Raw genomic sequence first — 22466 nt, 5'->3', positions numbered from 1 at the left:
CCGACCAAAGCCTGAATTGAGGAAGTACCTGAATGAAAAAGTGGCAATGCATCGTCTGCGGCCTGATCTACAACGAAGCCGAAGGTTGGCCGGATGACGGCATCGCGCCAGGCACCCTGTGGCAGGACGTGCCGGAAGACTGGCTGTGCCCGGATTGCGGCGTCGGCAAGTCGGACTTCGAAATGATCGAAATCAACTGAGAAAAACCAAGGAGTAAGGCATGAACGCACCTGTCGTAATCGTCGGCACCGGGCTCGCGGGTTACAACCTGGCCCGGGAGTTTCGCAAACTCGATGGCGAAACCCCGCTGCTGCTGATTACCGCCGACGACGGGCGCTCTTACTCCAAACCGATGCTCTCCACCGGTTTCGGCAAGAACAAGGACGCTGATGGCCTGAGCATGGCCGAACCCGGCGCCATGGCCGAGCAATTGAAGGCCGAAGTGCGCACCCACACGCGCATCAGCGGCATCGACGCCGGCCACAAGCGCCTGTGGATCGGCGAAGAAGCGGTGTACTACCGCGACCTGATCCTCGCCTGGGGCGCGGAAACCGTGCGGGTGCCGATCGAAGGCGATGGCGCCGAACTGGTATTCCCGATCAACGATCTCGAAGACTACGCACGCTTTCGTGCCGCCGCTGCGGGCAAGCGCCGCGTGTTGCTGCTGGGAGCGGGCCTGATCGGCTGCGAATTCGCCAACGACCTGATCCTCGGCGGCTACGAGGTGCAACTGGTGGCGCCGTGCGAGCAAGTGATGCCAATGCTGCTGCACCCGGCCGCTGCGGCCGCCGTGCAGGCCGGGCTGGAAAGCCTGGGCGCGCGTTTTCACCTTGGCCCGGTGCTCACCCGCCTGCAAAAAGTCGCGGATGGGCTGGAAGCGCATCTGTCCGACGGCCAGGTGATTGCCTGCGATGTGGTGGTGTCGGCTATCGGCCTGCGTCCGCGCATCGATCTGGCGGCGGCTGCCGGGGTGCAGGTCAATCGCGGCGTTGTCGTCGACCGTTATTTGAAAACGTCCCACGCCAATATCTACGCCCTGGGCGACTGCGCCGAGGTCGATGGGCTGAATCTGTTGTACGTGATGCCCCTCATGAGCTGTGCGCGTGCGCTGGCACAAACCCTGGCCGGCAATCCGACAGCCGTGAGCTACGGCGCGATGCCGATCACGGTGAAAACCCCGGTATGCCCGTTGGTCGTGTCGCCACCGCCTCGGGGCAGCGAAGGTGTCTGGACCGTCGAAGGGCAGGGCGCCGACATCAAGGCCCTGTGCCACAGTGCCGAGGGTCAGTTGCTCGGTTACGCGCTGACCGGCGCGGCGGTGATGGAAAAACTCGCCCTGAACAAACAGCTTCCGCCCCTGCTGGCGTAAATACCGGTCGTTCTGTCGGAATCACCCCGCTTTTGCCCCTACAAAGGTCGCGGGGAGACTGGCGCCGCCGGTATCCGCGTGCCATTCTCACTCCCGTCTGCCGCAGAGTAGAGCCTGCGGCGCCTTGGGCGCTGTTCCAACGAGAACAGCACGGACATAACAACAAAAAACCGTCAAAGGGGCTTCACTAATGCGTAAACCAGAACTCGCCGCTGCAATCGCTGAAAAAGCGGATCTGACCAAAGAACAGGCCAACCGCGTGCTCAACGCCGTCCTCGAAGAAATCACCGGCGCTCTGCACCGCAAGGACAGCGTCACGCTGGTGGGCTTCGGCACCTTCCTGCAACGCCACCGCGGCGCCCGCACCGGCAAGAACCCGCAAACCGGCGAACCGGTGAAAATCAAGGCCAGCAACACTGTTGCATTCAAGCCAGGCAAGTCGTTGAAAGACAGCGTCAATCCTTAAGTTGCGGCGAACTCCTGACAAGCAGGGAGAACTGCAATAAAAATGGGCACACCGATTGCGGTCGGGTGCCCATTTTTTGTGGCTGCCAATCGGCTTACTGACGTCGGAAACAGGCCTTGCCGTTGCCGAAATCCACGGCCAGGCAGTTCGGCTCGATTGCCAGTTGCAGATCCTGAAACAGGCCGGATAAATCGCTGTTCGACGCCGCTTTGGTCTCGCTCTTCAGTGTCACGGTGTTGTTCTCCACCTGCCAGGTGCCTTTGGCAAAGCCGTCAGCACTGCCATATGCCACGCCTGCGTCAAACGTGCCGTCCTTGCGCAGCAGCAATTCGGCGCCCATTTCCATTGCGCCGGTCAGATAGTAATGACCGTCCAGTGGTGGGGTATCTGCGGAGGCTTGAGTGACGGGTAGCGACATCAGTGCTGCGAAAAGCAGGGGTTTCAATTCCATGAGGTAAAGCTCCTTACCAGCTCCCGAAGGGGATGCCGAATTTTTCGATGTAGGTTTTTGATTCAGGTGATAGGGGCAACGCGTACCGCCCCTCGTTTTTTCCTTGATAGGGGCCTTGTTTCACTACACTTCCTTCGACCCGAGCAATCTCTAGAGACTTGAGGCAAGGTCCTCCAAGCCAGACCTTCACAATGCCGCCGGGAGCCAAGCCGATTCCGACGCCGTCGCGGTAGTCGGTAATCCATTTGCCATCAGCCCTGCAAAAAACTTTCTCCGGCTTGCGCATGATCTCCCGGGCTGATTCGGGGATGACGATATAGGCTTCATAGGTCTGAGGTTCGGCCAGTGACTGCCAGCGCACGTAGATCAAGCGGGGCAGGTCAGCGCCGGTGACATCACGCCCTGCGCCACTTCCGGGATTTTTTGGCCAACCTGCCGGTGTGCCTTTTTTATCGGCCGGGACTCTTACCGAAGCAATTCCGGCTCCGGCGCGTCGGAATACTCGCTCCCGGATATCCACCACATCGGCGGTTTCAATCCAGACCTCCATATAGTCTGGTGCTCCAAAGCCAAGGAACCAGGGCTGATTATCTTTCGCTTGAGCATGGATTTGAGTGCAAACTGCCAGCAGAAATCCGAAAAGCAGGCATAAGTATTTGCCTATGTTATGGCTTGGATTCCCCGGTGAGATAACCGGATTGTGATTACCACGAGCCATAGGGAATGCCGAATTTTTCGATATAGGCTTTGGATTCTTCCTGTAGAGCAGAGTATTTCCCGTCTCTGAGCCCGCTATTCGATCCCTTTGAGTGGATTATGCCTTCTACACGTGTGACTTCGACTCCCGGAAGGCATGGTCCGCGAACCCATACCTTGGCAATACCACCCGGGGCCAGTCCCACTACCAGCCATTTTCGGAATTGCGTTATGACTTTTCCATCGAACGCACAAAAGCTTTCCTTGCGTTCAAGCATCAGCTTTCGAGTGGCCTCTGGAATTCTGATAACAACCTCGTAGGTTTGGGGTTCAGCGAGAGACTGCCAGCGGACATAGATACGTTCGGGTAGGTTCGCGCCTGAAGTCGGTCGACCTTTCCCCCAAGGGTCTTCGGGCCACCCGGCAGGATTGCCTTTGAATTCGCTCGGTGTGCCTTTTCTGTACGGGTTCGGATAGCGTTGTGCTGCGACGCTGCTGCCGACGTTACTGAATAGCCGGTTATCTATATCTACTGCCGCGGTAGACTCAATCACTACATCCATGTAGTCAGGAGAGAAAAACTGCACTGTCCATGCGTCGTAGGGCAGAGAGCGATCAGAAGGTGAAGTACATCCGCTCAAAAGCAGTGCAAGCGACAAACTGCAAAAAATGCTGCAGGAGACATATTTCTCAAACATTAGGATGCACCGCACGTATAAAGTTTTCGGCGGGCCGGTTGATGAACACGATGCTGAGTTCGCTCCCATCCAATCCTCTTGCAGCGTTCCAATTTGCGGATAGATGAATGTAGCGAGCTACGAGCAGAGCTTCTTCGGCCAGTGTCAATCCGATACGGCGGCTTTCACCGAGCGCGTAAGCCATTAATTTTCCTGCGATGGTGTGTAGTTCCTCTGGCAGCGCATACCGGCTGTCGTCTTCTTTAATGATTTTGAACTGGACGCCATGTTTCACGCCCAATTCCCGCATGACTCGCAAATAGATCAATGACAGATCATTGCGTACTTCACGCTCGCAACTGATGACTGCATGCACTTGTTTCCAACGGGCTCTGTCGCCCCTGGCGTTTCGGGTGAATATCTTCTCCCAAGTACGTATTTGCAGTGGCAAACCATGCAGATTGAGCTGGTCTTGCAGTCGCCTGAGTTCATACTGTGTGACCCTGTAAGCATCGGATTCATGATGGGGCAGGCGCACATCCTCCGGGCTTTGGCGGGGTTTGCTGAGTAAAACACGCTCGGTGATACGGGGCACATACCCGCCACCCAGATCGGAGTGCACGCCTGGCAATACGATATCGGCGGTATCGGCGGTGTTCAGCGAAAAATTGTGACGGCGCTCATCCCTTGCCACGAGATGCACAACTTTTTTTGCAATGTCTGGCGCGAGGTAAAGGTTTACGCCGGGGTTTGCGGCGTCGTGAACGCTAAAATCGCCGAAGGACATTTTTGCGACGGCTGCAGCAGTGTCGAAAATGCCAATGAAGTTGATGGCGATGTCATCCCGGCTGAAACCCTCGACGGTCATAGGTGTGTTCGCGAATACCTCCGCCAAGATGTTTTTCTCGCTCTTCAGCACTTCATTGGCAAAGTGCCTCGCAGCCGCAGCGCCTCGGCTGAATCCGAAAATATCAAACTCGATTCGAGCGACTTTCCTATCTTCATTGTGCTGATGAAAAAAACGCAGCCGCTCTAGGATGAGTGAGGGAGTTTGCTCGACTCTTGCCAAGACGCCCTGTGCGCCGTCTCCAGTTGCTTGCGAGTACAGCGAGTCCTCCGCTCCGCTGCTGGTGCCGATGCCTTCCACATATACCGGGATGAATCCAGTAGGTTCATCACTTTCCAATCTTCGTTCACTGTCATCGCGATACAAGTCATATAGCCTCGCCACATTGCTCAGGTCGTTGCCGTAACTGGTATCGGGTGCTCCGCCCCATTCGTCATAACCTTGGCTCATGCAGAACTTTTGGATTTCTTCCGCCTGCTCCGCCAGCCCCACCTCGAGCGCGTAACAGCCAGCGGTCATTTGGCTGTTCACTCGATTATTCCCCGTGCCATCGAAAAACACCCCGATACGCAAAGTTATTCCCCCCGGCGTCTCATCCTCCAGGTCGACTTCTTCCTCCTCTTCCTCGAGCTCTGCCTCTGCGCGTTCGTGTACCGCTGGCGCAACGGGTAATGCGCCATCCAGTCCAGGCCGCAGCGGCTGGGGCGCTTCACTGTCTTGCGGCTCGCGGTCCGTTTCGATTTCAGTGCTGCTGAAAATGCCACCGCTATCGATCACGAGGTGATGGCCGCCAGCCTTCAGCGTGATGCTGGCGCCAGCATCCAGCACCACACTGGCGCCAGCCTTGAGCAGCACTTGCTGGCCGGCCTCGATGTCGAGAGACCTTCCGGCACGGGTGTAACTGTTGCCATTGATGGTTTCGCGGCGCTCGTTGCCCACTTCCAGTTGAAAGCTGTTGCCGATTTTTTGCGCCATGTCGCGCTGTGCGCGCACATGGATGAGCTCTTGCCCGGCGCGATCCTCGATCGACAGTTCGTTGTAACCGCCATTGCGCGGCGAGCTTTCGCTGCGCAAGACAGTTCGGGTCTTGTGATCGGGTAATGAGTAGGGTGGCGCGGTAACTCTGTTGGACACACAACCGGTGATCAGTGGTTTGTCCGGGTCGCCCTCCAAAAAGGACACCACGACTTCCATGCCAACCCGCGGAATGGTCACTGCGCCAAAATGATCGCCGGCCCAACTGCTCGCTACGCGTACCCAACAACTGCTGCGGTCACTGTTAAGTTCTTTGCGATCCCAGGGAAATTCGATCTTCACGCGACCGAACTCATCGCAATAAATCTCTTCGCCTTCGGGGCCGGTAACCCGTGCGGTCTGAGTCACCAGCGGACGGCGTGGCGGCGGCAGTGCAGGCCTGAATACCACCTCGCCAGGAATCACGCTAAAGCGATTGCGGTAGCCTTGGGTAAAACCATCGGCGGGTTCGACGTTGCCGGTGCCGGTCTCCTCAAGCACTTGCGGCTGGCGGCCTTCGTGAGTAACGCTGAGCAGCAGCCACAGATCGTTGCACTGTTTGCGCGGGTGTCCGTTCAGCTCAAACAAGTGGCCGCTACGCAGACTCGTCTGATCGCTTTCGCCGTCGCCCCGTTCGTAATCACTACGGTGGCGCTCCAGCGCTTGCCGGGCAACTTGCTTGCCGCGCCTGTCGTTTTCAATCAATAGAGGATAACGGTAGTCCTCCAGTGCTGGAGTGAAGCCGGCAGTGAAGCGGGCTTCAAGCAACAGGCTCGGGCGTTTCAGGTCGTAGTCACGACGAGTGACGGTGCTGGTGCGCGTACTGTTGCGCACACTGAATCGGCTGACCACCTGATGCTCGGCCACCATGCCGGATTCCTGCAGATACGGCATCGCAGCCAACGTGGGGAGAAACACCTGGTCATCGGTGAACACCAGCAGGTGGCCGTCCGCCGAATGCTGGTGATGCCAAGCGATTCCGTCCTCGGCGCACAGGCGCTGTATGAACTCAAAGTCGCTTTCCGCGTACTGAGTGCAATAGTCGCGTGGCGGATTCGAGGCGACATGAAAGGTAAAAGCATCACCTTGAATGCCATGCCTTTTGAGCACCTGCGCGATGATCTGCGGCACCGTACGCTGCTGAAAAATCCGTTGGTCATGACTGAACTGCAGATAATGCAACGCAGGCACCAGCGTCAGCTCATAGTGGGTCAGGCGTTTTCCCCTTTCACCCACCCGTACATCTTCAATGCGCCCGTGAATCCCTTCGTCGTTGAACCCGAATTGCAGAAATGCCGGCTGACTGAGCAGGCTTTCCAGATCGATATCTGCACGTTCGCTGACCAGCTCGACCCGGAACGCGTACAGGCGGCTGATGGCTTCTTCACCATCAAATGCGAGCACCTCGAAGTCATGACGAACGCCGGGAATGTGCAGGGAGAAAGGCGCGCAGCTGCCCGTACTGAACATACGCTTGTCCTTGGCATAGTGAGTCGATGCGCGGTGTTCGATCCTCCCTGATCGCCACGCGAAAAGAATTTGCCAAGGCACGCTAGCGACGCAGGAAATAAATTGATGTAAGAAGTATCCCTGACATTTGTCAGAGTATTCCGGGCGTGAAAGTGTTGTGCGGATTGAAGGAAATGTCTGTGGGAAGTCACTTCGATAATTATTGAGTTAGCACTGAAGTACAGCATTCACGAGCTGAATAAAGTTTCAGAAAAATGAATTGCCATCAAATTGATGGCACTTTTGTTGTTGAGTATTGTCGTCGGTAAATCGTTTGTAAAATCCAATGCATTTTCGGAAGAGTCCTACTTCCATTTTTTTCGAGAGTTGTCATGCTTGCCGCCGTGTATTGGGACGGGTGTTCGAGGCGATTCGCACAGAGCGGGTTGGGCCGCTCTGGATCAAGGGTTCTGAGGGGGCGAGGCAAATGCGCGCAATATAATTCGCCATCAGGGATTCCCCTGCCATATATAGGGCGATCTCTTACACACCCCACTGAACACTTCGTCTTGTTGTTTAATCAGATGCTTGCTAGGGATGGTCTGAAGTAGCCATGTATTTCCCCGGCATACCACCTAGCGCAACTTTTAAACTCGCCAAATGATCAAAAAACAATCAATTCGACGAGTATTTCTTACGTTTTCGCCACCCGGACCCCACTCCGGTGGCCATTTCCCGCATTACAGGCGCACCTCTCCTGCATTCGTCAGTAAATGTCGGCGCGCCATCCACAGGTTCGACAGAGCGAACAGTGTCACCAGTTGCGCCGTGTTTTTGGCCAAGCCGCGAAAGCGCACCTTGGTGTAACCGAACTGGCGCTTGATTACCCGGAACGGATGCTCGACCTTGGCGCGCACCTGAGCCTTGGCCTTTTCAATCTTGCGCTTGGCTTTGTACAGCACGCTGCGCTTATCGAGTTTTTTGTAGGTGCTGCGGCGTGCCGCCACCTGCCAGATAACTTCACGTCCTTCATGCTCGGGCCGCTTTTCGACACCGGTGTAGCCTGCATCGGCGCAGACCACGTTTTCGTCGCCATGCAGCAATTTGTCCACCTGGGTGACATCCGCCACATTGGCCGCCGTGCCCACTACGCTGTGCACCAGACCCGATTCGTCATCGGCGCCGATGTGGGCCTTCATGCCAAAATAATACTGGTTTCCCTTCTTGGTCTGGTGCATTTCCGGGTCGCGCTTGCCGTCCTTGTTCTTGGTCGAACTGGGCGCATTGATCAGCGTTGCATCGACGATGGTGCCCTGGCGCAGCGACAGGCCGCGGTCGCCCAGATAGCCATTGATGACAGCGAGGATGCCGGCCGCCAGCTCGTGTTTCTCCAGCAAGCGGCGGAAGTTGAGAATGGTGGTTTCGTCGGGGATGCGCTCCAGGTTCAGCCCGGCAAACTGGCGCAGGATCGTGGTTTCGTACAGCGCTTCCTCCATCGCTGGATCGCTGTAGCCGAACCAGTTCTGCAGCAGATGCACACGCAGCATCGCCATCAACGGGTAGGCCGGACGGCCACCTTCACCTTTCGGATAATGTGGCTCGATCAAAGCAATCAAGCCCTTCCACGGCACCACCCGATCCATCTCGATCAGGAACAACTCCTTGCGGGTTTGCTTGCGCTTGCCAGCGTACTCGGCGTCGGCGAAGGTCATCTGCTTCATCGGGAAACTCGGTGGGTGGGGTCGCGGTATTTTGCCAAATCAGAAAGTCTTTTTCAGAGTTTCCCTAGTGGCCATCATAGTGATTACGATGCGCCCACTTGAAAGAGCACATCTCAATTGGATGAGTCGCTTCACCGCTCTTCGATACTGTCCCGCGCCGCGGTAACTCCAATAGGCGCCTGACTGTAATCCTGAATAAAGGCCATGGATGTCCTACTCAAGCAAACTTTCCGCCCATTACCTCGAACTCGCAAAAGTCTCTGTTTCCAAAGAGAATTTCGCGGGCGAAGACGTTCGTTTTTCGAGCGAATTCGAGGCGCTGGAAAGCGAGCTGGCCAAAGCCTCGTCGATGCACGAAAGCGGGCAGATCGACTGGCTGAAAATCCGCGAAAACAGCGAAAACCTGCTGCGCACCCAATCCAAGGATTTGCGTGTCGGCGCCTGGCTGACCTGGTCGCTGTACCAGCGCGAATCCTTCCCCGGGCTGCTGGCCGGCCTCGGTCTGCTGCACCATCTGTCGGAAAACCACTGGGCCGACGTTCACCCGCTCAAGCCGCGTACCCGTGCCGCCGCCATCGGCTGGCTGGTGCCGCGCCTGGAGCAGGTGCTCACCGAAAACATTGCGATCAAGGAACAGCTGCCGATGTTCCGGCAGTTGTCCGAGCATCTGGCCGGCCTCGATGCCGCGTGCACTGAACATTTGGGCGACGACGCGCCGCTGCTGTTGCCGCTCTCGCGCCGCCTGAAAACCATGATCCAGCGTGCCGCCGACAATCAGCCGGCCCCCGGTGTGGTGGGTGCGGCGGTGGCGCAGGTCAAGCAGGCCGCGAGCCAGCTGCTGACCCCCGGCGCACCGATCGACAACGAAAAAGACGCCTACAAGGCTCTGCGCGCCCAGCAGGAAAGCGCGCGTCCGTTGTGTGCCTGGTGGCTCAAGCAGAAGGCCACCGACCTGCGTGCCTTGCGTCTGAACCGCACCTTACTGTGGCTGCCGATCGACGCGGTGCCCGAGCGCAACGCCGAGCAGATCACCGTGTTGCGCGGTCTGCCGGTGGACAAACTCAAGCAGTATCAGGATCGCTTCGATCAAGGCAAATACGCCGACCTGCTGGTGGAACTGGAGGCGAGCCTGGCGAAGGCGCCGTTCTGGTTCGATGGCCAGAGGATGGTCTGGGAATGTCTCCAGAACCTCAACGCCGAGATGGCAATGCGCGAAGTGGAAATCCACTTCGCGCTTTTGGTTCAGCGCCTGCCCGGGATCATCGAATGTCGTTTCCATGACGGCGCGCCGTTTGCCGATCCGTCCACCCGGGCGTGGATCGCCGGCAATGTCATGCCGCACCTGCAAAGCGCCAGCGCGCCGCGCAAGGTCGAAACCGATGACATCGAAACCCAGCCCGCCTGGGAAAAGGCCCTGCAGGACGTGCTGCCGCTGCTGCGCAAAGAAGGCCTCAAGCCTGCCGTGCAAATCCTCAAACAGGGGCTGCAGTCGGCCCACGGTGGCCGCGAGCGGTTCTTCTGGCAGTTCGCCCTCGCGCGGCTGTGCTTCATGGCCAAGAAATACGAACTGGCCAAGAACCAGCTCGAAACCCTCGATCAGACATTACAGGACTCAGGCCTGCACGCCTGGGAGCCCGATCTTGCATTGGAAGTGCTGCACCTGCTGCACAGTTGCTGCGAGTTGTTGCCGCAGAACCATGCAGTGCGTGAACGCAAGGAAGAGATTTATCGCAGGCTGTGCCACCTCGATCTCGAAGTGGTACTCGAATAGGCCCCAGGGCCACAACCGCAAGGAGAAAAGCCATGGCCAAAGAAGGCTCGGTAGCCCCCAAGGAACGCATCAACGTCACCTTCAAACCCGCCACCGGCGGTGCTCAGGAAGAGATTGAACTGCCGCTGAAGCTGCTGGCAATCGGTGACTACACCCACCGCAAGGACGATCGCAAAATCGAAGATCGCAAGCCGATCAGCATCGACAAGATGACCTTCGACGAAGTGTTGGCCAAGCAAGAGCTGGGTCTGACGCTGAGCGTGCCGAACCGTCTGCAGGAAGATGGCGAGGCCGACGAGCTGGCTGTGCAACTGCGCGTCAATTCGATGAAGGACTTCAACCCGGCCAGCCTGGTCGAGCAAGTGCCTGAGCTGAAAAAACTGATGGAACTGCGCGATGCGCTGGTGGCCCTCAAAGGCCCGCTGGGTAACGCACCTGCGTTCCGTAAAGCGATCGAAGGCGTGCTCGCCGACGACGAATCCCGCGGTCGCGTACTCGGTGAGCTGGGCCTGAACGCCGCAGCCCCGGACGCCTGAGACTCCAGCCAAGGAAGCCAACACAATGAGCACTAGCGCAGCACAAGAGAAGAGCGCCGAAAGCGGCGAATACAGCATTCTCGACAGCATCATCGCCGAAACCCGTCTGACCCCGGACGACGAAGCCTACGACATCGCCAAGCGTGGCGTGTCGGCGTTCATCGAAGAACTGCTCAAGCCGCAGAACAACGGTGAGCCGGTCAAGAAGGCCATGGTTGACCGCATGATCGCCGAGATCGATGCCAAGCTCAGCCGTCAGATGGACGAAATCCTGCACCACCCGGACTTCCAGGCACTGGAATCGTCGTGGCGTGGCCTGCAGTTGCTGGTCGACCGCACCAACTTCCGCGAAAACATCAAGATCGAAATCCTCAACGTCTCCAAAGAAGACCTGCTGGACGATTTCGAAGATTCGCCGGAAGTCATGCAGTCGGGCCTGTACAAGCACATCTACACCGCTGAATACGGCCAGTTCGGTGGTCAGCCAGTCGGCGCGATCATCGCCAACTACTTCATGTCCCCAAGCTCGCCGGACGTGAAACTGATGCAGTACGTGGCCAGCGTTTCGTGCATGTCCCACGCGCCGTTCATCGCCGCCGCCGGCCCGAAATTCTTCGGTCTGGAAAGCTTCACCGGCCTGCCGGATCTGAAAGATCTGAAAGACCACTTCGAAGGCCCGCAATTCGCCAAATGGCAGAGCTTCCGTACTTCGGAAGACTCCCGCTACGTTGGCCTGACCGTGCCGCGTTTCCTGCTGCGTAACCCGTACGATCCGGAAGAAAACCCGGTGAAATCGTTCGTGTACAAGGAAACCGTTGCCAACAGCCACGAGCACTACCTGTGGGGCAACACCGCGTTCGCGTTCGGCACCAAGCTGACCGACAGCTTCGCCAAATTCCGCTGGTGCCCGAACATCATCGGCCCACAGAGCGGTGGCGCGGTTGAAGACCTGCCGCTGCACCATTTCGAAAGCATGGGCGAAATCGAAACCAAGATCCCGACCGAGGTTCTGGTCTCCGACCGTCGTGAATACGAACTGGCCGAAGAAGGCTTCATCTCCCTGACCATGCGCAAAGGCTCCGACAACGCGGCGTTCTTCTCCGCCAGCTCGGTGCAGAAGCCGAAGTTCTTCGGCATCAGCGCAGAAGGCAAGGCTGCAGAGCTGAACTACAAGCTCGGCACCCAACTGCCGTACATGATGATCGTCAACCGCCTGGCTCACTACTTGAAAGTGCTGCAGCGCGAGCAACTCGGTTCGTGGAAAGAGCGTACCGACCTCGAGCTGGAACTGAACAAGTGGATCCGCCAGTACGTCGCCGACCAGGAAAACCCGAGCGCCGAAGTGCGTGGCCGTCGTCCGCTGCGCGCTGCGCAAGTGATCGTCAGCGACGTTGAAGGCGAGCCGGGCTGGTACCGCGTCAGCTTGAACGTGCGTCCGCACTTCAAGTACATGGGTGCCGATTTCACCCTGTCGCTGGTTGGCAAGCTGGACAAAGAGTAAGAGCGACTCATGGACGGATACGGCAGCCTGTTCGAGCGCCTCAACGGCGACGCGGAACTACGCAAGGGCAACAGCCTCGAGGCTTGTGCCATGGCGTCAGTGGCTGCCCATCTGGCCAAAATGCTCAGCACCCGGGCCGGCAGCGTGCAAACGCTGGCCGACTACGGGTTGCCCGATCTCAATGACATGCGTCTGAGCCTGCACGACTCCCTGAGTCAGGCCCGTCTGGCCATCGAAAACTTCATCGAAGCCTACGAGCCGCGCCTGAGCAACGTGCGTGTCATTTCCCTGCCGCGTGACCACGATCAACTGCGGCTGGCCTTCAGCATCGAAGGCCTGCTGGAAGTCGAGGGTTTCAAGCGTCAGGTCAGTTTTTCCGCGCGCCTGGATGGCAGCGGTCAAGTGAAGGTCACCTAAGGAGATTCCCGATGTCTGGCAAACCCGCAGCACGCGTATCCGACCCCACCGCTTGCCCACTTCCAGGCCACGGTACCAACCCGATCGCCGCCGGTTCCGGCGACGTGTTCTTCGACGGCCTCGCGGCCGCCCGCCAAGGCGATGCCTCGGCGTGTGGTGGTGCGTTGGTCGGCGATCTGGCGACGACGGTTTTGATCAATGGCAAACCTGCCGCCACCGTAGGTTCAGTCGGGGCCCATGGCAACAAGGTCACTGCCGGCTCCGGGACGGTAATCATCGGGAATTCGCATACGCCTGCACCGTTCGTTCCACCGATTCCGTTGAGTATTTTTGGGTTCAATGTCCGTGTTCAGCTCTTGGACGCTGCTTCCGGGGCACCACTCAAAAACGTCTCCTATGTAGCGACACTAGAGGATGGGACGCAGGTGCAGGGAGTGACAGACGAGGCGGGTTTTTCGAAGCCCTTGGGTCAAAAGGCTCAATCACAAAGCGTTCAGTTCGCTGCTAAGCCGAACTGGCTTTTGCGAGGAGAGTGAGATGGGTCAAGCGGCTCAAGTCACAACCGTAGTAACGACGCCTGCAGCTGATGTGGCGCCGGTTCAAATCTATTTGGTGGGTGACGACGACTACGTTATTCCAGTTGTTTTTCCAGACTACAAAATCCACATCGACGGCTATCAGACGACGTTTTTCGGTAAAAAAATAGAGATACCCGGTGGCAAAGCTCCCTACCTCGGACATGCGGGCGTTCTCGTAATTAACGGAAAAACGGGTCAGTCAAAATATTATGAATATGGTCGTTATCCCGGGCCTGGACCGGCAGGGCGGGTACGTGTTGGTCGAATTCCTGACGTGGTACTGAAAGGTGGCTCGATTACTGAATCGTCCCTCAAGAAAACCCTCAGACACATCGCCATCGAGCACGGTCAATCCGGAAATATCACCGGGGTTGTTTTGAGAGGACATGTCTACGACCAAGCGCTTACTTGGCTCAAAGCGAAAGAGGCGGAAAACTCGAACGCCAAACGGCAAGAATATGATCTCGGAAATCATAACTGTGTGACATTTGCGACGGATTTGGCAGAGGCGGTTGGTTTCTCGATTCCTTTTCGTACGCGGGTTGTCGTCCCAAGTGCCTACATGGCCCAATTTCAATTCAGTGAACCAGATCTGGACTACATCTTCTCAACCGACACTTTGGAGATTAGCAAGTGAAGGTATTGAAGTGGACTTTCGTTTCCATATTTGCGCTGACGCTCTTTTTGGGAATCGCAGCCTACTCATTGCTTGAGCGTTCTGACGGAAAGGTACCGACCTTGAAAAATCATCCTAATGCTCATTGGAGCGGGGCGCAGGATGGAGGAGTTTTTTTTGAAATCACTAAATCAGATCCTCCAGCCTATTACGTTGAGATTCGTTATGAGAGTGGGGACATCTGGGCTGAGGGTTGGATAAAGCACGGCCTTACAGAGGGCCGTAAGTTAACCAGCCAGGACCTACTTGGTTACGACGGTGGTGACGTTGTTTATTTACAGGATGGAACAGTTCTGGAACTGAATGCGGCAGCGGTCAAATGATGTGGCTGAATATGATCCGGATGACAGGCAACTATCAGTTGAACATCCACGATGCCGCGGGCAACAAGACCCTTGACTCCTCTCAGTTGAAACAACGCCTGGCTGCGGTCAAGAAGGTCACTGAAGGCACGCAACGGGAATGGACGATCCGTGAGGCTTCGATCTGCCCATGAAACTGCCAGGGATCATCTGCATGTTGGGCTGGACAGGGTCTTTCGCGTTGCCTGCCAGCGCTGTTCAGCGGGTCTATCGCAATGACGTGTACCTGTTGAACACCTGTGCAGTTGCGCTGGAGCTGATGCGGCAGGCATTGCCTGCGATTGCTTCGCAGGACTTGGTTTCGAAGATGAGGGGTTGCCCGTGATTGGTGTATCGAACGAGATGCCCATCCTCAGTCGCGCGCAGCTGAGTTTCTTCATGGGCGCCTTGTGGACGCCATTCTTGGCCATGCTGGCGTTCTCATCTTATGGCTTGTGGATTGGCGAATTTTCGACATTCGATTCGTCCGAGACTCACTGGGAGTATCTGTTGTGTTTCGGCTTGCCCGGGCTGCTGTTGTTTGCTCTGTGGGTATCGCGGACTGCGAAGCGCCGCAATGAGCAGCAGGCGCTGCGAATGGTCTGGCTGGCGCCGTTGAAGTTCATACCTTTCTACGCGGTGCCCTGGATGCTTTATGGCTTGTGCAGTCTGATCGCCGGGCCGTTCGACAGTGCATTCATGGCTTACGGCTGGATTCTGCTCGTGCCGTATCTCCTGATCGCCGGCTATTGCTGTGCGGGCGTGACGGTTGCGCTCTACAGGATTTTTTTTTGATGAGTTCCACTACCAGGCAGGTAACCCGTGTCCTTTAACCACTACTACCAAAGCGAACTCACCGCACTGCGCCAACTCGGTCGCCGTTTCGCCGAGCGTAGTCCGGCGTTGGCGCCGTTCCTGGGCCAGGCTGGGCGGGATCCGGATGTGGAGCGGTTGCTGGAAGGTTTTGCGTTCCTCACCGGGCGTCTGCGGCAGAAGCTCGATGACGAGCTGCCGGAGCTCAGCCACTCGCTGATGCAACTGCTGTGGCCGAACTACATGCGCCCGCTGCCGGCGTTCAGCATTCTGCAGTTCGATCCGCTGAAGCGGTCGGGGCCGGCGCTAGTGGTCGAGCGCGATACGCCGATCGAAAGCAAACCGATCGAGGACGTGCGTTGCCGCTTCCGCACCTGCTACCCGACCGAGGTGCTGCCGCTGGATCTGGCCGCGCTGAACTACTCGGTGAAGGGCGACGGTTCGCTGCTCAGCCTGCGTCTGGAAATGAGCGCTGACGGTCACCTCGGTGAGCTGGAGCTGAGCAAGCTGCGCCTGCACTTTGCCGGCGAACGCTACATCAGTCAGATGCTGTATCTGAGTCTGCTGCGCAACCTGGAAGGCATCGAGCTGATCCCGCTCGACGGCGCCGGTAAGCCAATCGATGGCGTGGCCGGCAAGCCGATGGCGTTCAAGATTCCCGGTGACCGGGTCAAGCCGGTGGGCTTTGCCGAAGAAGAAGCGTTGATCCCGTATCCGCTGAACACCTTCCGTGGCTATCGCTACCTGCAGGAATACTTCGCCTTCCAGGACAAGTTCCTGTTCGTCGACGTCAACGGTCTGGACATCCTCAAGGCGCTGCCGGAAGACACGCTCAAGCAGATGCGCGGCCTGGAGCTGCGTTTCGATATCCGCAAGAGCGGGATCATGCGCATGCGGCCGACCCTGGATAACGTGAAGCTGTTCTGCACGCCGATTGCCAACCTGTTCGCCCACGACGCCCTGCCGATCCGCCTCGATGGCAAACAGGACGAATACCTGCTGCTGCCGGCGGAATACGATCTGGAAAACTGCGGCGTGTTCTCGGTGGAAACCGTCACCGGCTGGAAGCCCGGCGGCCTCGGTTATCAGGAGTACGTGCCGTTCGAATCGTTCGAGCACGACCCGAGTTTCGACGTGCCCAACAGCCGTCCGCATTACAGCATCCGCCAGCGTTCGTCCTTGCTGCATGACGGCCTCGACACCTACCTGAGCTTCGGCATCCGCCACACCGAAGCTCACGAAACCCTGTCGATCGAGCTGATCTGCACCAACCAGAACCTGCCGCGCAAGCTCAAGCTCGGCGACATCTGCATGGCCTGTGAAGAGACCCCGGAGTTCCTCAGTTTCCGCAACATCACCCCGGCCACGTCGAGCTTTGCGCCGCCGCTGAACCGTGACTTCCTGTGGAAGCTGATCAGCAACATGTCGCTCAACTATCTGTCGCTGGCCGACGTCAACGCGTTGAAGGTGATTCTCGAAACCTACGACCTGCCGCGCTACTACGACCAGCACGCGGAGAAGGTCAGCAAACGCCTGCTCGGCGGCCTCAAGCACATCAAGCACCACCACGTCGACCGGCTGCACCGTGGCTTGCCGGTGCGCGGTCTGCGCACCGAACTGACCATCGACCCGGAAGGGTATATCGGCGAAGGCGACCTGTTCGTTTTCGCCTCGGTTCTCAACGAGTTTTTCGCGCTTTACGCCAGTCTCAATTCGTACCACGAGCTGCGGGTAAAAAGCACACAGGGAGAGGTGTACCAATGGACACCACGTATGGGCCTGCAGCCCCTGCTTTAAGCGGGCTGACCAAGGTAATACGCGAGTACTCGCTGTTTCAAGCCGTGCTGCTGGTGATCGACCGGCTGCGCGAGGCGCACCCGTACCTGAGCGAAGACGATCTGTACGATCAGGTGGAGTTCCAGGCCAACCCGAGCCTGGGCTTTCCGCGCAGCGACGTCGATCGCGTAGAGTTTTTCGAAGAGCACGGGCAGATGCGCGCGCGCATGCGTTTCAACCTGATCGGGCTGGTCGGCTCCGGTTCGCCGCTGCCGGCGTTCTACGGCGAACAAGCGCTGGGCGACAGCGAGGACGGCAACCCGACGCGCAATTTCCTCGACCTGTTCCACCATCGCCTGCAACGGCTGATGCTGCCGATCTGGCGCAAGTACCGCTATCGCGCCAGCTTCCAGAGTGGCGCGATCGACCCGTTCTCTTCGCAGCTGTTCGCGCTGATCGGTCTGGGCGGCGACGAGATCCGCAAGGCCAAGGAACTGAACTGGAAACGCCTGCTGCCGTACCTCGGTTTGCTCAGCTTGCGCGCGCACTCCGCGGCGCTGATCGAAGCCGTGCTGCGTTACTACTTCAAACACGAAGACCTGGTCATCGAGCAGTGCATCGAGCGCCGCGTGGAGATCCTCGACGAGCAGCGCAACCGCCTCGGTCGCGCCAACAGCCTGCTCGGTGAAGACCTGGTGCTGGGCGAGCAGGTGCGCGACCGCAGCGGTAAATTTCGCATTCACATCACCGAACTCGACTGGGAGCGATTCCACGAATTCCTGCCGATCGGTTTCGGTTACCAGCCGCTGTGCGCGCTGGTGCGGTTCACCTTGCGTGACCCGCTCGATTACGACATTCGCCTGGTGCTGCGCCCGGAAGAAATCCGCGAACTGCGCATTGGTGAGAAGAACGACTGTCGCCTGGGTTGGACCAGTTGGCTGGGCTGCGAGAAAGCAGACGGCGTGGTCACTCTGGGCAGCAAAATTCATTAAGGACGTGAGCCATGATCAACGTAGACCTGCAACAACTCATCCAGGCGCTGGACGCCGAAACCCGTCGTGATCTGGAGCGTTCGGCCGAACGTTGCGTGGCTCGTGGCGGCAGCAAGATCCTCGTCGAAGACCTGCTGCTGGGTTTGCTGGAACGTCCCAACGGCTTGCTCTCTCGCGCGCTGCAGGATGCCGACGTCGACGCCGGTGAACTGAGCGCCGCACTGCAATCTCGCGTTGAACACAGCGCCTCGCGCAACCCGGTGTTCGCCCCGGAACTGGTGCAGTGGCTGCAAGACGCGCTGCTGGTGGCGAACCTTGAACTGGGCCAGACCTCGGTGGAAGATGCCGCACTGATCCTCGCGCTGCTGCGCAACCCGATGCGCTACGCCGGCAGCCGTTACCAGCCGCTGCTCGCCAAGTTGAACATTGATCGCCTGAAGGAATTTGCCCTGTCGCAACAGGAGCAACCGGCGGCCAACGGCAAGCCGGCGGCGCAGGGCGAATCGCTGCTGCAGCGCTTCACCCACAACCTGACCCAACAGGCCCGCGACGGCAAACTCGACCCGGTGCTGTGCCGCGATGGCGCGATCCGCCAGATGGTCGACATCCTCGCCCGTCGCCGCAAGAACAACCCGATCGTGGTCGGTGAGGCCGGCGTGGGTAAGACCGCCATCGTCGAAGGCCTGGCCTCGCGCATCGCTGCCGGTGAAGTGCCGCAGGTGCTCAAGGGCGTCGAGCTGCTGTCGCTGGACATGGGCCTGCTGCAGGCTGGCGCCAGCGTCAAAGGTGAATTCGAGCGTCGCCTCAAAGGCGTGATCGACGAGGTCAAAGCCTCGCCGAAACCGATCATCCTGTTCATCGACGAAGCCCACACCCTGATCGGCGCGGGCGGCAATGCCGGCGGCTCCGACGCGGCCAACCTGCTGAAACCGGCGCTGGCTCGCGGTGAACTGCGCACCATCGCTGCGACCACTTGGGCCGAGTACAAGAAATATTTCGAGAAGGATCCGGCGCTGGCCCGTCGTTTCCAACCGGTGCAGTTGCACGAACCGACCGTCAGCGAAGCAGTGACCATTCTCCGTGGTCTGGCGCAGGTCTATGAGAAGAGCCACGGCATCTACCTGCGGGATGACGCGGTGGTCTCCGCTGCCGAGCTGTCGGCCCGCTATCTGGCCGGTCGCCAGCTGCCGGACAAAGCCGTCGACGTGCTCGACACCGCCTGTGCTCGCGTGCGCATCAGCCTCGCCGCTGCTCCGGAAAGCCTCGAACGCCTGCGTGGCGAACTGGCCGAAGGTGGCCGTCAGCGTCAGGCTCTGCGTCGCGATGCCGAGGCTGGTCTGCTGATCGACCACGAAGCGCTGGATGCACTGGAAGCGCGACTGGACGAAGCCGAAAACGAAAAAGTCGCGCTCGAAACGCTGTGGACTGAACAGAAACAACTGGCCGAGCGCCTGCTGGAACTGCGTCAGCAACTGGCCAAGGCCCGCGAAGCTGCCGCTGTCGAGCCGACCGTCAGCGTTGAAGAAGACGCCGAAGGCACGGTGATCGAAACCATCGCCGCCGAGGTCGAGGAAGGCCAGAGCGTCGAAGCGCTGGAAGCCGAACTGCACCAGACCCACAGCGCCCTGACCGCTGCTCAAGTCAAAGAGCGTCTGGTCAGCTTCGAAGTCTGCCCGCGTCTGGTGGCCGAAGTGATCAGCGCCTGGACCGGTGTGCCGCTGGCGCAACTGGCCCGCGAACACAACGCCAAGGTCGCGAGTTTCGCCACCGACCTGCGCACGCGCATCCGTGGTCAGGAACAAGCCGTGCACGCGCTGGATCGGTCGATGCGCGCCACTGCCGCCGGCCTGAACAAACCTGATGCACCGGTCGGCGTGTTCCTGCTGGTCGGCCCGAGCGGCGTCGGCAAGACCGAAACCGCGCTGGCCCTGGCTGACCTGCTGTACGGCGGCGACCGTTTCATCACCACCATCAATATGTCCGAATTCCAGGAGAAGCACACCGTATCGCGTCTGATCGGTGCGCCGCCGGGCTACGTCGGTTACGGCGAGGGTGGCATGCTCACCGAAGCGGTACGCCAGAAGCCGTACTCGGTGGTGCTGCTCGATGAAGTCGAAAAGGCTGATCCGGACGTGCTCAACCTGTTCTACCAAATCTTCGACAAAGGTGTGGCCAACGACGGCGAAGGTCGCGAGATCGACTTCCGCAACACCTTGATCCTGATGACCTCGAACCTCGGTAGCGACAAGATCAGCGACCTCTGCGAAGACGGCGCCCGCCCGACCGCCGAGCTGCTCGAAGAGACGATTCGCCCGGTGCTGAGCAAGCACTTCAAACCGGCGCTGCTGGCGCGGATGAAAGTGGTGCCGTACTACCCGGTCGGCGGCCCGGTATTGCGCGAGCTGATCGAGATCAAACTCGGTCGTCTGGGCGAGCGCCTCAACCGTCGTCAGCTGGATTTCAGCTGGTGCCAGAACCTCGTCGATCACCTGTCCGAGCGCTGCACGCAAAGCGAAAGCGGCGCGCGCCTGATCGACCATTTGCTCGATCAGCACGTGCTGCCGCTGGTGGCTGACCGCTTGCTCGATGCAATGGCCAGCGGTGAGAGCCTCAAGCGTGTGCATGCCACGCTCGACGGTAACGCCAGCGTGACGTGCGAGTTCGCCTGAGGTGGGTGTGATGTTCACTCAAGTGCCGCAGCCACTGGTCTATGCCGAAGCCTTGCTGGCGCAGTTTGCCAGCCTGTCGCGCGCGGCGGACGGTGCTGCGCTGCTGGGTGACTTCGTGCGTGGTCTGGCTGAGCTGAGCGGTTGCGAACTGACCCAGCTGTACCTGCTCGACGCCACCCACACCTGCCTGGGGATGAATGCCGAATGCCTCGACGGCGCGCTGCAACCGCGCGCCGCCACCAGCCTGCCGGCGGACTACAACGGCGAGCAGCTGCTGCAGTTTGCCCTGTGCCAGAACCGCGTGGTGTGCCTTGACGACCTGAGCGGCAGCCTGCACGAGACCAGTTTTCTGCCGGCTGCGGCGACGCCGTGGCAATCGCTGCTGTGCGTGCCGCTGGTCAATCAGCACAAAGCGGTCGAAGGCTTGTTGCTGTGCGCCAGTCGTCGTCGTGTGGACCTGCAAGGCTTTGCCGACTCACTCGGCCAGCTCGGCTCGTTCGTCCTTGGTCAGTTGCACTTGCTGCAGCGTCTGCGCCAGCCGCCGGCAGAGTCGGCCACGGTGGCGCGCAGTGTGCCGAGCATCAACGGCTATGGCCTGATCGGCAAAAGCGCAGCAATGCGCCAGACCCATTCGTTGATCAGCAAAGTCCTGCACAGCCCGTACACCGTTCTGCTGCGCGGCGAGACCGGCACCGGCAAGGAAGTCGTCGCCCGGGCGATTCACGATTGCGGCCCGCGTCGCTCTCAGGCGTTTATCGTGCAGAACTGCGCGGCTGTCCCGGAAAACCTGCTGGAAAGCGAGCTGTTCGGCTATCGCAAAGGCGCCTTCACCGGCGCTGATCGTGACCGCGCGGGGCTGTTCGATGCGGCCAACGGCGGCACGTTGTTGCTCGACGAAATCGGCGATATGCCGCTGTCGCTGCAAGCGAAGATTCTGCGGGTGTTGCAGGAGGGCGAGATTCGTCCGCTGGGTTCCAACGATACGCACAAGATCGACGTGCGGATCATCGCCGCGACGCACCGTGATCTGTCGACGCTGGTCAGCGAAGGCAAATTCCGCGAGGACCTGTATTACCGCCTCGCACAGTTTCCGATCGAGCTGCCGGCGCTGCGTCAGCGCGAAGGCGACATCCTCGAACTGGCTCAGCATTTCGCCGAGAAGACCTGCGCGTATTTGCAGCGCGACCCGGTGCGCTGGTCGAGCGCGGCGCTGGAGCACCTGTCCGGCTACACCTTCCCCGGCAACGTGCGCGAACTCAAGGCACTGGTCGAACGCGCGGTGCTGTTGTGCGAGGGCGGCGAGTTGCTGGCCGAGCATTTCTCCCTGCGCATGGAGCCGATGCCCGAAGACCACAGCGGCCTGAATCTGCGCGAACGTCTGGAAAAAGTCGAACGCACGTTGTTGCTCGATTGCCTGCGCAAGAACGACGGCAACCAGACCCTCGCTGCCCGCGAACTGGGCCTGCCACGCCGCACCCTGCTGTACCGCCTCGGGCGCCTGAATATCAACCTGGGTGATTTCGATGGTTGATCTGAACCTGGCTCTTGCCGTTTGCACAACTCCTGTCTTGAAGGGCTTCTCTGTGGCGAGGGGATTTATCCCCGATCGGCTGCGCAGCAGTCGTAATCGAGCAAGCGCGGTTCTCCTGCAAGAACCGGTGATCAGGTCTTGGGGCTGCTTCGCAGCCCATCGGGGACAAGTCCCC

General features: G+C 59.1%; 22 protein-coding genes. 17 read left to right on the top strand and 5 right to left on the bottom strand.

What is annotated here, in order from left to right; translation table 11 throughout:
- Positions 1 to 32: 32 nt before the first annotated feature.
- From ACYZUM_RS26015 to ACYZUM_RS26005, 3 genes are all read left to right on the top strand, one after another.
- Positions 33 to 200 (top strand): rubredoxin, encoded by a 168-nt coding sequence (locus ACYZUM_RS26015; protein ID WP_086792472.1) that lies wholly within the window; start codon positions 33 to 35, stop codon positions 198 to 200.
- A gap of 20 nt (positions 201 to 220) precedes the next feature.
- A complete protein-coding gene (locus ACYZUM_RS26010) occupies positions 221 to 1369 on the top strand; it encodes an NAD(P)/FAD-dependent oxidoreductase (RefSeq protein WP_108184230.1) in 1149 nt (382 codons plus the stop codon).
- 190 nt (positions 1370 to 1559) lie between these two features.
- Positions 1560 to 1835 carry an HU family DNA-binding protein gene (locus ACYZUM_RS26005; protein ID WP_003213368.1) on the top strand — a complete coding sequence of 92 codons (276 nt, stop codon included), beginning with the start codon at positions 1560 to 1562 and terminating at the stop codon, positions 1833 to 1835.
- A gap of 94 nt (positions 1836 to 1929) precedes the next feature.
- On the opposite strand, the gene ACYZUM_RS26000 is transcribed toward ACYZUM_RS26005, so the two are convergent.
- The 5 genes from ACYZUM_RS26000 to ACYZUM_RS25980 form a co-directional block, all read right to left on the bottom strand.
- On the bottom strand, positions 1930 to 2286 hold the full coding sequence (locus ACYZUM_RS26000; protein ID WP_041071609.1) for a hypothetical protein: 357 nt from the start codon (positions 2284 to 2286) through the stop codon (positions 1930 to 1932).
- A gap of 13 nt (positions 2287 to 2299) precedes the next feature.
- Positions 2300 to 3004 carry a DUF2931 family protein gene (locus ACYZUM_RS25995; RefSeq protein ID WP_108184229.1) on the bottom strand — a complete coding sequence of 235 codons (705 nt, stop codon included), beginning with the start codon at positions 3002 to 3004 and terminating at the stop codon, positions 2300 to 2302.
- A complete protein-coding gene (locus ACYZUM_RS25990; RefSeq protein WP_108184228.1) occupies positions 2991 to 3680 on the bottom strand; it encodes a DUF2931 family protein in 690 nt (229 codons plus the stop codon). Before ACYZUM_RS25990 ends, ACYZUM_RS25995 begins: the two co-directional genes overlap by 14 nt.
- Entirely contained in the window at positions 3673 to 6990 is a 3318-nt protein-coding gene (gene tssI, locus ACYZUM_RS25985) for a type VI secretion system tip protein TssI/VgrG (RefSeq protein WP_473061371.1), read from the bottom strand. Before tssI ends, ACYZUM_RS25990 begins: the two co-directional genes overlap by 8 nt.
- A gap of 719 nt (positions 6991 to 7709) precedes the next feature.
- Complete coding sequence (locus ACYZUM_RS25980) at positions 7710 to 8690, bottom strand: IS5-like element IS1384 family transposase (RefSeq protein WP_010466230.1); 981 nt, start codon at positions 8688 to 8690, stop codon at positions 7710 to 7712.
- A gap of 208 nt (positions 8691 to 8898) precedes the next feature.
- On the opposite strand from ACYZUM_RS25980, the gene tssA reads away from it, so the two are divergent.
- From tssA to ACYZUM_RS25910, 14 genes are read left to right on the top strand one after another with little or no spacing between them, the layout of a single operon-like run.
- Positions 8899 to 10461 carry a type VI secretion system protein TssA gene (gene tssA, locus ACYZUM_RS25975; protein ID WP_108184226.1) on the top strand — a complete coding sequence of 521 codons (1563 nt, stop codon included), beginning with the start codon at positions 8899 to 8901 and terminating at the stop codon, positions 10459 to 10461.
- Positions 10462 to 10493: 32 nt separating this feature from the next.
- Positions 10494 to 10997, top strand: coding sequence for a type VI secretion system contractile sheath small subunit (gene tssB, locus ACYZUM_RS25970; RefSeq protein ID WP_003229587.1), 504 nt, complete (start codon positions 10494 to 10496; stop codon positions 10995 to 10997).
- A gap of 25 nt (positions 10998 to 11022) precedes the next feature.
- A complete protein-coding gene (gene tssC, locus ACYZUM_RS25965) occupies positions 11023 to 12498 on the top strand; it encodes a type VI secretion system contractile sheath large subunit (protein WP_003229584.1) in 1476 nt (491 codons plus the stop codon).
- 9 nt (positions 12499 to 12507) lie between these two features.
- The gene (gene tssE / locus ACYZUM_RS25960) at positions 12508 to 12915 is read left to right on the top strand and encodes a type VI secretion system baseplate subunit TssE (protein WP_041071603.1); all 408 of its coding nucleotides are present in this window, start codon (positions 12508 to 12510) and stop codon (positions 12913 to 12915) included.
- A gap of 11 nt (positions 12916 to 12926) precedes the next feature.
- Positions 12927 to 13451: a PAAR domain-containing protein gene (locus ACYZUM_RS25955; protein WP_108184225.1), complete on the top strand. Its 525-nt coding sequence runs from the start codon at positions 12927 to 12929 to the stop codon at positions 13449 to 13451.
- 1 nt (position 13452) lies between these two features.
- Positions 13453 to 14130 carry a DUF6695 family protein gene (locus ACYZUM_RS25950; protein ID WP_097089465.1) on the top strand — a complete coding sequence of 226 codons (678 nt, stop codon included), beginning with the start codon at positions 13453 to 13455 and terminating at the stop codon, positions 14128 to 14130.
- A complete protein-coding gene (locus ACYZUM_RS25945) occupies positions 14127 to 14492 on the top strand; it encodes a hypothetical protein (RefSeq protein WP_108184224.1) in 366 nt (121 codons plus the stop codon). The genes ACYZUM_RS25950 and ACYZUM_RS25945 overlap by 4 nt, the downstream gene beginning before the upstream one ends.
- Before the next feature lie 11 nt (positions 14493 to 14503).
- Positions 14504 to 14665 carry a hypothetical protein gene (locus ACYZUM_RS25940; protein ID WP_198758431.1) on the top strand — a complete coding sequence of 54 codons (162 nt, stop codon included), beginning with the start codon at positions 14504 to 14506 and terminating at the stop codon, positions 14663 to 14665.
- 20 nt (positions 14666 to 14685) lie between these two features.
- Positions 14686 to 14856 (top strand): hypothetical protein, encoded by a 171-nt coding sequence (locus tag ACYZUM_RS25935; RefSeq protein WP_473061199.1) that lies wholly within the window; start codon positions 14686 to 14688, stop codon positions 14854 to 14856.
- 17 nt (positions 14857 to 14873) lie between these two features.
- A complete protein-coding gene (locus ACYZUM_RS25930) occupies positions 14874 to 15305 on the top strand; it encodes a hypothetical protein (protein ID WP_198758429.1) in 432 nt (143 codons plus the stop codon).
- A gap of 27 nt (positions 15306 to 15332) precedes the next feature.
- Positions 15333 to 17120 carry a type VI secretion system baseplate subunit TssF gene (gene tssF / locus ACYZUM_RS25925; RefSeq protein ID WP_007962320.1) on the top strand — a complete coding sequence of 596 codons (1788 nt, stop codon included), beginning with the start codon at positions 15333 to 15335 and terminating at the stop codon, positions 17118 to 17120.
- On the top strand, positions 17084 to 18091 hold the full coding sequence (gene tssG / locus ACYZUM_RS25920) for a type VI secretion system baseplate subunit TssG (protein ID WP_003229570.1): 1008 nt from the start codon (positions 17084 to 17086) through the stop codon (positions 18089 to 18091). The genes tssF and tssG overlap by 37 nt, the downstream gene beginning before the upstream one ends.
- Positions 18092 to 18102: 11 nt before the next feature.
- Positions 18103 to 20760: a type VI secretion system ATPase TssH gene (tssH, locus tag ACYZUM_RS25915; RefSeq protein WP_108184222.1), complete on the top strand. Its 2658-nt coding sequence runs from the start codon at positions 18103 to 18105 to the stop codon at positions 20758 to 20760.
- A 10-nt stretch (positions 20761 to 20770) separates the two neighbouring features.
- Positions 20771 to 22291 carry a sigma-54 interaction domain-containing protein gene (locus ACYZUM_RS25910; RefSeq protein WP_108184221.1) on the top strand — a complete coding sequence of 507 codons (1521 nt, stop codon included), beginning with the start codon at positions 20771 to 20773 and terminating at the stop codon, positions 22289 to 22291.
- Positions 22292 to 22466 lie beyond the last annotated feature (175 nt).

Source organism: Pseudomonas sp. m6p (assembly GCF_055760375.1).
This window is presented reverse-complemented; position numbering and strand designations above follow the sequence as displayed.